Origin of the sequence: Hymenobacter lucidus (genome assembly GCF_020447265.1) — a bacterium.
In the GTDB taxonomy this organism is placed as follows: domain Bacteria; phylum Bacteroidota; class Bacteroidia; order Cytophagales; family Hymenobacteraceae; genus Hymenobacter; species Hymenobacter lucidus.
On sequence record NZ_JAJADR010000005.1, the window covers coordinates 109,719 to 124,207 of the forward strand.

Annotated in this window: 14 protein-coding genes and 1 pseudogene; 3 read left to right on the forward strand and 12 right to left on the reverse strand. The window is 59.0% G+C overall.

Annotated elements, in window-relative coordinates:
- Positions 1-38: 38 nt before the first annotated feature.
- The 3 genes from cmk to LGH74_RS16805 are packed head-to-tail and all read right to left on the reverse strand — an operon-like array spanning position 39 to position 1,885.
- A complete protein-coding gene (gene cmk, locus LGH74_RS16795) occupies positions 39-776 on the reverse strand; it encodes a (d)CMP kinase (protein WP_226177421.1) in 738 nt (245 codons plus the stop codon).
- Between the two features lie 35 nt (positions 777-811).
- Positions 812-1,204 (reverse strand): hypothetical protein, encoded by a 393-nt coding sequence (locus tag LGH74_RS16800; RefSeq protein ID WP_226177422.1) that lies wholly within the window; start codon positions 1,202-1,204, stop codon positions 812-814.
- Between the two features lie 9 nt (positions 1,205-1,213).
- Complete coding sequence (locus LGH74_RS16805; RefSeq protein WP_226177423.1) at positions 1,214-1,885, reverse strand: hypothetical protein; 672 nt, start codon at positions 1,883-1,885, stop codon at positions 1,214-1,216.
- A 344-nt stretch (positions 1,886-2,229) separates the two neighbouring features.
- Here LGH74_RS16805 and ade point away from each other — a divergent pair, with 344 nt between their 5' ends.
- The gene (ade, locus tag LGH74_RS16810) at positions 2,230-3,900 is read left to right on the forward strand and encodes an adenine deaminase (RefSeq protein ID WP_226177424.1); all 1,671 of its coding nucleotides are present in this window, start codon (positions 2,230-2,232) and stop codon (positions 3,898-3,900) included.
- Between the two features lie 234 nt (positions 3,901-4,134).
- Here the strand turns inward: ade and LGH74_RS16815 are convergent, their stop codons facing one another.
- Both LGH74_RS16815 and LGH74_RS16820 read right to left on the reverse strand, forming a co-directional pair.
- Positions 4,135-4,560, reverse strand: coding sequence for a response regulator (locus tag LGH74_RS16815; RefSeq protein WP_226177425.1), 426 nt, complete (start codon positions 4,558-4,560; stop codon positions 4,135-4,137).
- A gap of 66 nt (positions 4,561-4,626) precedes the next feature.
- Positions 4,627-5,601 (reverse strand): annotated as a pseudogene (locus LGH74_RS16820) (PLP-dependent cysteine synthase family protein); the annotation flags it as partial.
- Positions 5,602-5,902: 301 nt separating this feature from the next.
- Between LGH74_RS16820 and sucD the strand changes: the two are divergent.
- Positions 5,903-6,784, forward strand: coding sequence for a succinate--CoA ligase subunit alpha (gene sucD / locus LGH74_RS16825; RefSeq protein ID WP_226177426.1), 882 nt, complete (start codon positions 5,903-5,905; stop codon positions 6,782-6,784).
- Positions 6,785-6,835: 51 nt separating this feature from the next.
- On the opposite strand, the gene LGH74_RS16830 is transcribed toward sucD, so the two are convergent.
- Positions 6,836-7,462, reverse strand: a complete 627-nt coding sequence (locus LGH74_RS16830) for a hypothetical protein (protein WP_226177427.1) — start codon at positions 7,460-7,462, stop codon at positions 6,836-6,838.
- Between the two features lie 30 nt (positions 7,463-7,492).
- The gene (locus LGH74_RS16835; RefSeq protein WP_226177429.1) at positions 7,493-8,245 is read right to left on the reverse strand and encodes a hypothetical protein; all 753 of its coding nucleotides are present in this window, start codon (positions 8,243-8,245) and stop codon (positions 7,493-7,495) included.
- 156 nt (positions 8,246-8,401) lie between these two features.
- On the opposite strand from LGH74_RS16835, the gene LGH74_RS16840 reads away from it, so the two are divergent.
- Complete coding sequence (locus LGH74_RS16840; protein WP_226177430.1) at positions 8,402-9,787, forward strand: mercuric reductase; 1,386 nt, start codon at positions 8,402-8,404, stop codon at positions 9,785-9,787.
- A 3-nt stretch (positions 9,788-9,790) separates the two neighbouring features.
- On the opposite strand, the gene LGH74_RS16845 is transcribed toward LGH74_RS16840, so the two are convergent.
- From LGH74_RS16845 to LGH74_RS16865, 5 genes are all read right to left on the reverse strand, one after another.
- A complete protein-coding gene (locus LGH74_RS16845) occupies positions 9,791-10,528 on the reverse strand; it encodes a hypothetical protein (protein ID WP_226177432.1) in 738 nt (245 codons plus the stop codon).
- Between the two features lie 86 nt (positions 10,529-10,614).
- The gene (locus LGH74_RS16850) at positions 10,615-11,427 is read right to left on the reverse strand and encodes a hypothetical protein (protein ID WP_226177434.1); all 813 of its coding nucleotides are present in this window, start codon (positions 11,425-11,427) and stop codon (positions 10,615-10,617) included.
- 478 nt (positions 11,428-11,905) lie between these two features.
- Positions 11,906-13,603, reverse strand: coding sequence for a ribonuclease Y (rny, locus tag LGH74_RS16855; RefSeq protein WP_226177436.1), 1,698 nt, complete (start codon positions 13,601-13,603; stop codon positions 11,906-11,908).
- Between the two features lie 117 nt (positions 13,604-13,720).
- The gene (locus LGH74_RS16860; protein ID WP_226177438.1) at positions 13,721-14,011 is read right to left on the reverse strand and encodes a cell division protein ZapA; all 291 of its coding nucleotides are present in this window, start codon (positions 14,009-14,011) and stop codon (positions 13,721-13,723) included.
- Positions 14,012-14,042: 31 nt separating this feature from the next.
- Positions 14,043-14,339 (reverse strand): hypothetical protein, encoded by a 297-nt coding sequence (locus tag LGH74_RS16865; protein ID WP_226177440.1) that lies wholly within the window; start codon positions 14,337-14,339, stop codon positions 14,043-14,045.
- Positions 14,340-14,489 lie beyond the last annotated feature (150 nt).

The following is a 14,489-nucleotide window of genomic DNA, read 5'->3' on the forward strand; positions in this document are numbered from 1 at the left end:
AAACACCGGCGCAGTCTACAACTTTCGCGCCCCAATTCTTATAAACTCCCCGCGCCGGTATTGCGTTCGGCTTCACTTGAAACCGCCAGGGCCGTGCGGGCAAACAGCATGGCCGATACCCGCTCCAGCACGAAATCAACCTGCTCGTCAATCATCATGTGCGTCGTGTCGAGCAGCACGGCATCGGCGGCGCGGCGCAGGGGGCTTTCGGTGCGGGTCGAGTCGATATGGTCGCGCTTGCGCAGGTTTTCCACAATGTCGGCCAGCGGTACGTGCTCATCCTTGAGGGCCAGCTCTTCCTGGCGGCGGCGGGCCCGGGTTTCCACGTCGGCCGTCATAAAGATTTTCACCTCCGCATCGGGGAAAACGGTGGTACCAATATCGCGCCCGTCCATCACCACGCCCCGCTTGCGGCCCATGCGCTGCTGCTGGGCAACCAGCGTGTGGCGCACGGCTGGAATGACGGAAACCTCACTCACGGAGTTGGAAATGCGCATCTGCCGGATTTCGTCCTCCCGAATCACGCCGTCGAGGCAGAGCTCGTTGCGGCCGGTTTTGCGGTTGCGCTTAAAGGCAATGTGGATATCGTGCAGAGCCTGCTCCACGCGGGGCAGGTCGTCAAAGGCAATGCCGCGCTCCAGCAGGTACAGCGTCACGGCCCGGTACATGGCCCCAGTATCGATGTAGGCGTAGCCCAGCTCGGCCGCCACGGCTTTGGCCGTGGTGCTCTTGCCGCAGGAAGAGTAGCCGTCGATGGCAATGACGATTTTTCTCATGGCAAAGTCGGTGGGCTGAGGGCTGGTGGTAGTCACTAAATCCAATTTTTACGCCGGGGCTCTGCGGCCACCCGCTCAGGTATGCCCGCGAAGAATACGGCAACAGATTCTTTTTGGCCATGAGCCAGCTGTTGCGAAACGCGGTAGAATGGGTTGAAGAAATGCTTGTTGGCAATGCCGATGCCGGTGGTTTTGTCGGGCCCCACGGCCCACTCGCCCTGGTAGGTGCTGATCAGGCACTGGCCCAGAAAGCAGCCCAGGGCTGAAATGACGCCTTCCCGGTCGGTGTCTTTGATGTTGGGGCGCTGCGCGTCGATAAACTCGTCGAGGAGCTGCACGGCGGCGGCATCGAAGGCATTTACCTGCAGCTGCTGGCGCACGGCTTCGGCAGCTTTGAGCAGGGGAACCAAAGGATTTTCAGAGGCCATAAACTAAAACTAAGGACGCGGCTGAGCAGCCGATTGCAAAAACCGCGTGGTACGGAAATCGGCGTAGCGCACCAGTACGCGCTGCACCTGCCAGCGCCCGATGCGCTTGGCCTGCAGCTCGGCTACCAGCGCCGCATCATCGGCCAGCATGGTTACCAGCAACTGCTGCAACGCCGCTTTTTGCTTGGGCAGCAGCACCCAGCCGTCGGCATTCTGCCGAATAAAGAGCCTGTGGGGCTGGAAGAGAATACCAATCAGTGAAGTAGCCTGGTCATTCACATCCACGAGCTGCACGCCGCCGCCCCGAAACAGCTGCCGGCCGAAAGCGGTGAGCTGGTTGTTGCCCAGCTTGCCGGGCGCCACGCCGGCCACCGTCACCACCGTATCGGCGCTGAAGTCCACGAAGGCCGTCATTTCCTCGGGCGAAAAGGCCCGGTAGTAGTTGCCGCTCTCATTCAGGTATACCCGGTCGGGCAGCCAGCCGGCAATCTGCACCGGGTGCCAGTGCCCGTCGAGGCCCCGGTAGGAGCCGGGCTGGCCGCCGGGCTCGTAGCGCAGCGTGGGGTTGCGGGTTTGCTCGGGGTAGCTGCCGGGTGGAATAAAAGCCGCGTGGGGCCGCCGCTGCGCCACCCCGACGAAGTGCCCTGCTACCACCAGCATGGCAGCCAGCAGGCATTTCAAGGGCGCAAGAGCAACAACGCGGGCGTGGTTCACAAAGGGTAATTCAAATGCAGAGCAGACGGGCACAGACCACCGGGCCGGGCCGTGGAGTACCACCGGTTTAGTGACTGTCGCAGGGACAGGGAGTTTTGCCGAATTTGGCTTTACGCTTAAAGGAGGCCGTTTTTTTCTGCTGAACCGTGCGCTGGGCACAGCTCGTCAGCGTAAGGCCGGAACCCGATATAAGGGCGGCCAACAGCAAAGTCACAATCTTTCTCACCGGCACGGATTTTCGGCAAATATACGGTTCTTTACCCGTTCGCCTTTGTTCGAGCTCAACTTTCGCCCTTCTCCCCTTCCGCCCTATGTCCGCCGATTTTAGCCTGCGCGCCAACGTTATCAACCTGTTTTCGAACACCATACTCCCCGGCACCATCCACGTGAGCGGCGGTAAAATCCGGGCCGTGGAGCCGGAGGCAGCCACCGCCCCCGACCCGGCGCTGCCCTACGCCCTGCCCGGCTTCGTGGATGCGCACGTGCACGTGGAAAGCTCCCTGCTGGTGCCCGCCGAATTTGCCCGCCTGGCCGTAGCCCACGGCACCGTGGCTACCGTTTCTGACCCCCACGAAATCGGCAACGTGCTGGGCGTAGCCGGCGTGGAATATATGCTGGAAAGTGGCCGCGCGGTACCGTTCAAGTTTTGCTTCGGGGCGCCGTCGTGCGTGCCCGCCACGCCCTTTGAAACGGCCGGGGCCGAAATAACAGCGGCCGACATCGAGCAGCTGTTCCAGAACCCCGAAATCGGCTACTTGGCCGAAATGATGAACTGGCCCGGCGTGCTACACCGCGACGCCGACGTGATGCAGAAAATTGCCCTGGCCCAGCGCTACGGCCGCCCCGTGGATGGGCACGCTCCCGGCCTGCGCGGCGACGATGCCCGGCGCTACGCCGAAGCCGGCATCAGCACCGACCACGAATGCTTTACCGCCGAAGAAGCCCTCGACAAGCTGGCTGTGGGCATGAAAATCCTGGTCCGGGAAGGCTCGGCCGCCCGCAATTTCGACGCCCTGATTGATTTGCTGCCCGAACACTATGAGAACATGATGTTCTGCTCCGACGATAAGCACCCCGATACGCTCGTGCTGGGCCACATCAACCAGCTCGTGCAGCGCGCCGTGGCGCGGGGTCAAGACGTGCTAAAAGTGCTGCGCGTGGCCTGCCTCAATCCGGTGCTGCACTACAAGCTGCCCGTGGGCTTGCTGCGCGAAGGCGACGCCGCCGACTTTATCGTAGTCGATAACCTGCAGGATTTCCTGGTGCGCCAGACCTACCTGAATGGCGTGCTGGTGGCCGAAAACGGCGAAACCCGGATTGCCGCCGCACCTGTGGCCGTCGTCAATAACTTCCACGCCCAGCCCGTATCGGCTGAGGATTTCCTGCTGACAGCTCCAGAACAGCCAACAACTAACAATCAACAATCAACAATCCGAGTCATTGAGTGCTTCGACGGTCAGCTCATCACGGCCCGCCATGACCTCGCGGCCCGGGTCGAAAATGGCCTGGTGGTGCCCGATGTGGCTAAAGATATTCTCAAGCTTACCGTCGTGAACCGCTATCAGCCGGCCGCCCCGGCCGTGTCGTTTATCACCGGTTTCGGCCTGCAGCGCGGAGCTCTGGCGTCCAGCGTGGGCCACGATTCGCATAACATCACCGCCGTGGGCTGCGACGACGAAAGCATTGCCCGCGCCGTGAACCTGGTAATCGAAGCCAAGGGCGGCCTGGCCGCCGTGGGCCCCGATGGGGAGGAAATTCTGCTGCCATTGCCCGTAGCCGGCCTCATGTCCGACCAGCCGGGCTACCACGTGGCCGAAGCCTACGCCGCCGTCGATGCGCTGTCGAAGCGTCTGGGCAGCTCGCTCGGAGCCCCCTTCATGACGCTGTCATTTATGGCCCTGCTGGTCATTCCCAGCCTCAAGCTCAGCGACAAAGGCCTGTTCGACGGTGAAGCCTTCCGCTTCGTGGATGCCGTGGTGTAAGGACTAAAGACCGTCATGCTGAGCGAAGCCGAAGCATCTCTACCGCTTCGTTGTACTGCCATTGATTAGCACTGCAGTAGAGATGCTTCGGCAAGTTCAGCATGACAATTACCATTGCAACGTCAGCACGCGAGATTCCTCAGCAAGCTCGGAATGACGTTCTGAAATCAATCAACACAGAAAAGGCCGCTGCAAGTACTTGCAGCGGCCTTTCTTTATTCATCTAAAACCTGTTTATGTAGTCACGAAGCGCTTATCGAGCAGCTTGCGCATCTTCTCTTCCGTCAGGGGCTTGGCTAGGTATTCCACGCCTTCGAAGCGGGCCACCCGGGCCGTATCAGCCGAGTGCATCGAAGTGGTCAGTACGGCCATAACGGTCTTTTCCCGGATATTCTCGGGTAGCTGGCTGTACTGCTCCAGAAACTCGAAGCCGTCCATACCGGGCATTTTCAGATCAACGAATACCAACTGCGGGCTGTCGGCATCCATAGAGCTGGAATGGTCGTTGCCGTTGCCCCAGAGGAAGTCGTAGGCTTGCTCGGCCCGGGAAAAAGTATACACCTTGTCGGCCACGTCGAGGCGGCTGAGCAGGCGGTTGTTCAGAAAGCTGGTCGTCTCATTATCGTCGACCAGCACGACGTTGCGCAGTTTTTTAAGCATAGCGTTGTTCTAGGTATTCTAGTGAAAGCATAAGCCCTGCCTAACGCAAACAGGGAATTCCGGCTACAACCAACCTTGCTCGCGCATCCAGTCGTCGTTGTAGATTTTACCGAGGTAACGCGTGCCGTGGTCGGGGAGGATAATGACCATCACGTCGCCTTCCTGCAGGTGCTCCTTGGCGTACTCGAGGGCGCCATGCACCGCCGAACCACACGACCAGCCCACAAACAGGCCTTCTTCCTTGGCCAGCCGCCGCGTCATCACGGCTGCGTCCTGGTCGGTGACTTTGATGAACAAGTCAATCAAATCAAAGTTAACATTTTTGGGAAGAATATCTTCGCCTATGCCCTCAGTCTTGTAAGGATAGATTTCGTTTTCGTCGAAAATACCCGTTTCCTTGTACTTTTTGAATACTGAGCCGTACGTGTCCAGACCCACGGTTACCAGCTCGGGCTTGTGCTCCTTGAGGTACTTGGCCGTGCCGCAGATGGTGCCGCCGGTGCCCACGCCGCAGGCCAGGTGCGTGATGGTGCCTTCGGTCTGCTTCCAGATTTCGGGGCCGGTGCTTTCGTAGTGCGCCGCCGTGTTCGACATGTTGTCGTACTGGTTGGGGTAAAACGAGTTAGGCGTTTCCTCGCTCAGGCGCTTGGCCACCGAGTAGTAGGAGCGCGGGTCTTCGGGGGCTACATCGACGGGGCATACTACTACTTGCGCGCCCACGGCCCGCAGAATGTCCTGCTTTTCCTTGCTCTGCTTGTCGCTCATCACGAAGATGCACTTGTAGCCTTTGGCAATGGCGGTCAGGGCCAGGCCCATGCCGGTGTTGCCGCTGGTGCCTTCGATAATGGTGCCGCCGGGCTTCAGCAGGCCGGCCTTTTCGGCGTCCTCCACCATCTTCACGGCCATGCGGTCTTTCACCGAGTTGCCAGGATTGAAGTACTCCACCTTCGCCAGTACGGTACCTTTAATGCCGTCGGCGACTTTGTTGAGTTTCACCAGCGGCGTGTTGCCGATGGCCTCAACGATGTTATTAAAATACATTGCGAGAGAGGTAAGCGGTTTTGAGTGAGAGGGCCGCAAAGGTACGGAATTCGGGTGGGAGAGCCTTGCCGATGGCCATCATTCCCCGCTGGTACCCGCCACCCGGCCTCACCCGTCACGAAGCAAACAAATCCCGGTTCCGTTGGTAGTTCTGGCGCGCACAGGCTGTTTGCCGGCCCTGGGCCCACAATGGATTACACCTTGCCCGCGCCCCAAATAAAGCCTACTTTTGCACACCGGCAGCCTAATTAGGCCGCTGGCTCCCACCCCCAATTGAAATTATCCTTAAACACTTCTCCGAATGAGCGTTCTGGTCAACAAGGATTCCAAAGTGATTGTGCAGGGTTTTACGGGCTCCGAAGGCTCGTTTCACGCCCAGCAGATGATTGAGTACGGCACCAACGTGGTAGGCGGTGTAACGCCCGGCAAAGGCGGCACTACCCACCTCGACCGTCCCGTGTTCAACACCGTGGCTGAGGCCGTTGAGAAAGCCGGTGCCAACACCAGCATCATCTTTGTGCCCCCGGCTTTCGCCGCCGACGCCATTATGGAAGCCGCCGACGCTGGCATCAAGGTTATCGTCACCATCACCGAAGGCATCCCGACCAAGGATATGATTGCGGTGAAGGAATACCTCAAAGACCGCGAAGGTCTGCGCATGATCGGGCCCAACTGCCCCGGCGTGATGACCGCCGGCGAGTGCAAAGTGGGCATCATGCCCGGCTTTATCTTCACCAAAGGCCGTGTGGGCATCGTGTCTAAGTCGGGCACGCTGACCTACGAAGCCGTGGATCAGCTCACCAAAGCCGGCCTAGGCCAGACCACGGCCATCGGCATCGGCGGCGACCCCATCATTGGTACTACCACCAAGGAAGCGGTAGAGCTGCTTATGAACGACCCCGAAACCGAAGGCATCGTGATGATCGGTGAAATCGGGGGCGGCATGGAAGCCGAAGCCGCCCGCTGGATCAAGGAAACCGGCAACAAGAAGCCCGTCGTGGGCTTCATTGCCGGCCAGACCGCGCCTCCCGGCCGCCGCATGGGCCACGCCGGTGCCATTGTAGGCGGTGCCGACGACACAGCTGCCGCCAAAATGGCCATCATGCGCGAGTGCGGCATCCACGTCGTGGATTCGCCCGCCGAGATTGGCGAAACCATGCTGCGCGTACTGGGCAGCAAGTAAGGTTTCTGACTTTCAGAGAAAGGCCCCGGCGCAAGTCGGGGCCTTTTTTTGTTAGGGCAAGTCAGCAAACTGGTCCAGGAAATACCTGGTTTCGAGTTGCTCACATACCTGCTTAAAACTGGTAGCGGGTTCGCCAAAGTCATTTCGCAGCGCCTGCTCAATCAGGTCGAATGGCTCGTCCATGAATAAGTATTTATTCATTGGGTGCGCATTGTCGGCCAGATACAGCACCCGGTTGCCGCCGAAGGCATATACAACCTGGCGCATATACCGGCGCCACTCGTTGCGGTGATCCATAGCTTCGGTACCATCCGCACTTTGCAGGCAAAACCACTGCTTGTAGCGGTAGGGAGGATTCACTATTTCCAGCCGCGACTCCGTGAAAGTAAGCTGCAACTCATAGGGGCCTTCAAAGGCAATGGACTTAAAGGCCGCCGTATCAAAATCATAATACCGTGGGTCTTCGCGCAACGGACGCCAGTAGCTAGCGGTTTGGACTGCCGTTGTTGGTTGGCCCGCGCTGTCTGTACACCAGTGCACAGCGAAGTCGTACAGAAACCGGGCGTTTTCCAGCACCAGAGTGTTGAGCCTAGGCAAAATCAGGTCAATTATCTCCTTCAGGCTTTTATTCTCAAAGGGCACCTGATGGTTGGCAATGGTATATAAGCTGGTGCCCATGCGGTAGAACTAATGCTGATTACTTTGCCTCTACCGCCTTCCCTCCTGCCCGCCCAAGTTTACGATGATGCCGAGCTGAAACACCGAGTTGGCTGCTTTCAGGTACTTGCGGTGGCGCAGGCCGAAGTTGCTGCCACTGATCATCTGGAACTGGATGGGGCCCAGCACGGTGATGCGGGTGAAGCTGATGGGCTCCAGAAACACGTTGTCTTCCGTGGGCTGGGGCTTGCCGTCGATGGTGAAGTCGTGGAGCTGCAGGTAGCTGGCGCGCAGGGCCATGCCGTAGGACACGGGCCAGTCGCGGTCGAAGAAGTGCCAGGTTTTGCTTTCCTTTTTGCTGAAGTTGGCCTGCACGTAGAACTTCTCCAGGCGGCCGTTGAAGGTTTGGCTGACGCCCTCGGTGGTTTCGGTGCGCTTGCCGTGGCCGAAGCCGTAGCCGCCGTAGAATTCCAGTACCCGCTGGTCGCGCATGCGGGTGAAGTAGCCCAGGCCCAGCTCGCCGAAATCGTGCTCCTCGTACTTGCGGTCTTTCTTGCTGCCGAAAAACGACTGTTTCTTATCGGAGCGCAGAAACGAGGCGCTGCCCTGTACCCCGATATGGTCGCTGAGGGCGTAGGCACCCTGCAGGGCCGTATTCTGGCTGACATTGGTGTGAATACCGCCGCTGAACTCGCCCTTCTGAGTAAGCAACGGCGCCTGGGGCGGCGGTGGGAAATACAGCGACGAGCAGCTGCTTACAGTAATCAGAACACCAAGCAGCACGAGCCGCAGCACAACCGTCATAGCCACAGAAAAAGGCGGAATAAAGGAAAGAAAACCGGCAAAACGCTTTGGGGCAGGCAGCTACTACGGTAGCCCGCCCGTATAGCCTTTACCTCCAAGCTCAACGGCCCTGCCTGCAAAGCCTGGCCGTCGATTCTCCGCCAATTTCTGCTTTTTATGCCTACTTCGTACGATGTTTTGATTATTGGCTCCGGCCAGGCCGGCAACCCACTGGCTACGGCCTTCTCCAAGGCTGGCCGCACGGTGGCTCTGGTCGAGGAAAATCACCTGGGCGGCTCCTGCATCAACTACGGCTGCTCGCCCACTAAGGCGCTGCTGGCCTCGGCCGAGCGGGCTCATCAGCTGCGCACCGCCAGTGAGTATGGCATGGCGGATGTAGAGCCGCAAATCGACTTTCGGGCGGTAATAGCGCGTAAGGATACTCTGGTAAAACACTCCCGTGAAGGAGTACGGCACAATTTGGAGGAAGAGCAGACGGGTATTACGGTACTGCACGGCCACGCGGCCTTCACCGGCCCGCGCACTATGCAGGTGCAGCTGGTGGGCGGCAAAACCCGGGAAATCGAGGCTCCGCTCATTTTCCTCAATACCGGCACGCGGGCGGCCCTGCCGGAGCTGGAAGGCCTGGCCGACGTGCCCTACCTGACCACCACTGAGCTGCTCGACCTGCGGGAGCTGCCCGAACACCTGCTCATTCTGGGCGGCGGCTACATCGGACTGGAGTTCGGGCAGATGTTTCGGCGCTTCGGCAGTCAGGTTACCATCATCGAATCCCACAGAAACCTGCTGGAGCGCGAAGACGACGACGTGTGCGCGGCCATGCAGGAAATGCTGGAAGCCGAGGGCATTGAGTTTGTGCTTGGGGCCAAGGCCCGGCGGGTGACGCGCAACGCCGAGGGCCAGATTACCCTTTCGGCCCACACCCGCACCGGCGAAAGACGGCTGCGCGGCACCCACTTGTTGGTAGCCACCGGCCGCGTGCCCAATTCCGACAAGCTGGGGCTGAAAACCGTGGGCATCAAGACCGACGAGAAAGGCTACATCCAGGTTAATAGTCGCCTGGAAACGGCGGCCAAGGGTGTGTATGCCCTCGGCGACGTGCACGGCGGGCCGCAGTTTACCCACATTAGCTACGATGACTACCGGGTGGTGCGCGACGGACTGCTGCACGGCAAGTGGCGCTCAGCCAAGCAGCGGCCCCTGCCCTACACCGTGTTTACCGAGCCCCAACTGGGCCGCATCGGCTTGAACGAACAGCAGGCCAAGGAGCAGGGCATAGAGTACCGTGTGGGCAAGATGCCGGTGCGCACCATTGGCCGGGCCCGGGAAACGGGCCGCGAAACGGGCTTCTGGAAAGTGCTGGTCGATAAGCAGGACCGGGTGCTGGGTGCGGCCATTCTGGGGGCTGAGGGCGGCGAAATCATGACGATGTTTCAGCTGGTGATGATGGGCCGGCTCACCTACCCGCAGCTCCAGAACATGATTATTGCCCACCCGACCTGGGCCGAGGGACTCAATAACGTGTTCAGCAAGCTGCAATAGCCGCTACTGCTTAGGCTTCAGCAGCTCGTGCGGGTAGAAAATCAAGCTCAGCGCCAGGAAGGGCCGGCTTTCCCGGAGGCGGCTGTACTCGAATTCGTAGGGGTCCGTCGAGTTAGGGTCAAGGTCGCTGTTGGGCACGCCCGTAATGCCAATGGAAGATTGTACCTGCAGCCAGCGCATGCGCCCCTGGCCGCCCCCAACACGGATAAACAGCATCGGCTCGATGCGCGTCATGCCCGAGAGTGGCAGGGGCTGACCGTTATAAGTGAGCGAGTTGAAGCGAACTTTAGACAGCCGGTACGCTATACCCGTCGATAGCCAGGAGTTATAGTAGGAGGCGGATACTTCGCCGAAGTAGCGGTGGTAGTTGGCCTTAAAATCGACCAGATAGGACTCCCCAACGAAAAACTGCGGCTGGAAATAGCCTCGGTTACTGCGGGCCTGCCCGTAGCCGCCCAGCCCACTTACCAGCCAGTGGCCGCCGATGGGATAATAGCCACCCAGCCCAACTTCGTACTGCCGGACCCGAAAATAGGTCGTGTCCTGGTTATCCGTCTTGAAGCCGCCCGCGGCCCGCACCAACGTGTATTTCAGGGGCGAATACGTGGCGGCTCCTTCCCAGCGGCCATTCAGGAAGCTGGTGGCCTGCACCTCGGCCTGGCCTTTGTCGCGGAGCTGGGGCGTGGCGGGCAGCATGGGCGCGTATACCGAGCAGCTGCCCAATCCTAAAGTAAGGGCCAAGAAGGCAACCGGATATTTGGGCGATAATAGCATAAAAAGGAGTCGTGAGGAATTGGTCCTAAATTCAGGGTAATTCCTCACGACTCCTAATTTCTGCGGGGTGTCTCGGGCTTATGAGCGCCGTTATTTTTTCCGAAAAGCTGGGGCCGAAATACTACGCCCAGGCTGGCCATCGGAATAGGTAGCAGCGTGTGGTTGGCCTGGTAGAGCTCGGGGTTGTTGGTTACATCCTGTTTGGCATCGGCGGCTACCGACAGGCCCATGGTGCCCTGGAGCTGCCAGCGGTTGTAGGCATCGAGCGACACGCGGGCAAACAGTAAGGGCTCGTGGCGCGTCATGCGGCGCAGGGCCACGGGGTAGCGGCTGGTACCCGACGCGTAGTTGAGCTCGTCGAAGCTGATGCGGGAAAGTCGGTAAGCCGCGCCGAACGAGCCACGCCCGAATTCGCGAGTGATACTAAGCTGCCCGAAGGTTTTGCTGTAGCGCGCCTGGTAGTTTTCCAGTGAGCTCCACCCACTAATAACATCCAGCTCAGCGTAGGCCTTATGGGTGTTGGCGTGGCCGTAGCCCACCAGCCCTGTGAGCTGCCAGCGGTGGCCCAGCGGCACGTAGCCGCCCACGCCGGCCTCCCACTGCCGGGTGGTACTGATAGTGGAATCACGGCCGAAATCGGGGCGAAACGTACCGGCAGCCATTACGAGCAGGTTGGGTAGGGGTGAATACGTGACGCCCCCTTCTACCCGGCCGCTGACTTGTACGCTGCCGCTGATTTCGGCCTGACCCTGACCGCTGATAGTGGAAATAGTGGGCTGCATAGGGGCGTACACGGTGCAGCTGGTAGCCAGCAGTAACGGGGTAGCATAAGCAATAACAGAGCGGTAAATGGTAGCGAATTTCATACTAGAGGTAATGATTGTCTGGTTGGTTAATCGATGGCTCAAACCTAGTGGAAACCTGGAGCCAGCAAAAACCAGCTTTCCGATTTATTAGACTTTTGGAACGGTCGGTATTTGTGCCGCAAAAAGGCCTTAAACCACATTTTAAATGTCAAAACATGCGTTTATTAGCCAGATCCCGATCTTGTCAATCAGACATTATAAACCTTTTGCAAAAAAGCGCAAGCCGCCGTTCAGCTATTGAAAAATGTTATTATCAACAGAGGGACTATAATACATTCCACCCTACTCGTCTACTTTCTTACCGACAACCTGACGGGTATGTACGAATATAAACAGCCGCATGAGAGCATCAGCTCCTTTGGCTGAAGCGACTTATCAGCTCAATCCCGCACCATCATGAGGCATGAGCATTACGCACTAAACGCAAAAGCCCCCGCAACTCTCGTCGCAGGGGCTTTTGTATACTGAATACAGCCGCTTACTTGGCGTAAGCCACGGCGCGCATTTCGCGGATTACCGTAATCTTGATCTGGCCGGGGTACTGCATTTCCTTCTCGATTTTCTGCGAGATTTCGTAGCTAAGCTCCTGGGCACGCTCGTCGGTTACGTTGTCGGCATTCACCATCACGCGCAGCTCGCGGCCGGCCTGGATGGCGTAGCACTGTAGCACGCCGTCGAAGCCCACGGCGGTTTCTTCCAGCTGCTTGAGGCGCTTGATGTAGCTTTCCATCATCTCGCGGCGGGCGCCGGGGCGGGAGCCCGAAATAGCGTCGCAGGCCTGCACAAGGGGCGAAATCATGGCCGTCATCTCGATTTCGTCGTGGTGGGCGCCAATGGCGTTGACCACGTCGGGATGCTCCTTGTACTTCTTGGCCATCTCCATGCCCAGAATGGCGTGGGGCAGCTCGGGCTCCTCGGTGCTTACCTTGCCAATGTCGTGGAGCAGGCCGGCGCGCTTGGCGTGCTTCACGTTGAGGCCCAACTCGGCGGCCATTGTGGCGCAGAGGTTGGCTACTTCGCGGCTGTGCTGGAGCAGGTTCTGCCCGTACGACGAACGGAAGCGCATGCGGCCCACCATCTTGATCAACTCGGGGTGCAGGCCGTGAATGCCCAGGTCGATGATGGTCCGCTCACCGATTTCAACGATTTCCTCGTCGATGTTCTTGCGAGTCTTGGCCACGATTTCCTCGATGCGGGCCGGGTGAATCCGGCCGTCTTTCACGAGCAAGTGCAGGCTGAGGCGGGCCACTTCGCGGCGCACTGGGTCGAAGCCGGAGATGATGATGGCCTCAGGCGTGTCATCCACGATGATTTCGACGCCGGTGGCGGCTTCCAGGGCGCGGATGTTGCGGCCTTCGCGGCCGATGATTTTGCCTTTTACGTCGTCCGATTCGATGTTGAAGATGGACACGCAGTTCTCAATGGCATGCTCGGCGGCGGTGCGCTGAATGGTTTCGAGCACCACTTTCTTGGCGTCCTTGGTAGCCGAGAGCTTGGCCTGGGCCACCACGTCCTTGATGTAGGAAGAGGCCTGGATCTGGGCTTCGTTCTTGAGCGACTCGACCAGCTGCTCGCGGGCTTCGGCGGCGGTGAGGCCCGAAATCGTTTCGAGCTGATGCTGCACCTGGCTGAGCTGGGCGTTGAGCGACTCGCGGGTGCTTTCCAGCTCCTCTTCTACTTCCTGCTCGCGCTGCTGGAGTTTGGCCAGCTGGTTTTCGAGCGTGGCGCGGCGCTTTTCTTCCTGGGCTTCCAGCCGCTCGCGCTGCTGCTGCGAGTCGTTCTGGAGCTTTTCGCGCAGGGCTTCCATGTCCTGCTCCTTTTTCTGAATCTGCTCGAGCTGGCGCTGGGTGGTCTGAGTGAGCTGCTTGATGCTTTGCTCCTGCTCGACCACACCTTGGCGGCGCTGGGTCAGCTCGGCGTCAAGCTCCTGCTTCTGGCGCTTACTTTCCTGCTCAAACTCGTTTTTAAGCTGACGAAACTTGTCTTTGGATTGCTGAATCCGCTCGTCGCGGGTACGGGTGGCCTGGGTTTCGGCTTCCTGAATGATCTGTTGGGCGCGGGCTTTGGCGTCGGCCTCGTGGTCTAGGCGGGCCTTGCCGGCCAGCTGCCTGCCGACCACGATGCCGACCCCAAGGGCAAGCACGGAGGCCAGGATGATATACAAAATGTCGGGCATTGAGCTATGGTTTTAGGGGGTGGGGAAGAAACCATAACACGGAAAATACTGCCGACGACGAACGAATGGCGGAGCCGCTTGCCCCACCCGATTCGAGTCTGAAACTGTGCCGGTGCGTTAGCCCAGCACCACTCCCGAAAGCAGCTCATCGAGGCGCGCCAGGCGTTCGGTGAGGGCCGCATCGGTGCCGTCCTTTTCCTTGCTGACCTTCAGGCTGTCAGCCATGGTGGACAAGGCAATCATGGCCAGCAGATCCTGCTTGTCCTGAATGCCATACTGCTCGCGAAATTCCTTGATCCGCTCGCCCAAAAGGCGGCCCGCCATGCGCAGGCGTTCTTCCTCCAGAGGAGCTACCCGCATAGGGTAATCCCGGTCGGCAATGCGGATTTTGATAGAAAGTTCGCTCATCGGGAGCAGCAGTCGTGGGATGTAAGGTTCGTTACTCTCTCAAGTAGGCAAGGCACTTATCTATTTCGCGGATATATTCGTTGAGGCGAAGTTTCAGCTCGTTTGCGTTGACAGGTTCCCCTGCTATGGTATTGACAAGTTTAGCGATATTCTCTTGATTCTGGAAATCCTTCAACTGCCGCTCCCGGTCGCGCACGTCGGCCCGGAGCTGTTGAATGGTGGTGTTGGCATCAGCCAGATCTTCGCGCAAGCCCTGATAGGCAGCTACTAAAGACGTCACCTGACGCTCTAAGCGGTCTAATTGGGCAAGTTGCTTGGATGAGGCCATCGAAAAAGAAATATTTTGGAGGCTAATGTAAGACGAAGTTACCTGCTCTGGTGCTTCGCAGTTAAAGTTGCGCTTTAACTTCCGTCAGCCAACGGCTCTTAACACCAAAATACGCCGGTGAGTTTACAATTGGCGTCTTCTGCGAAAAGC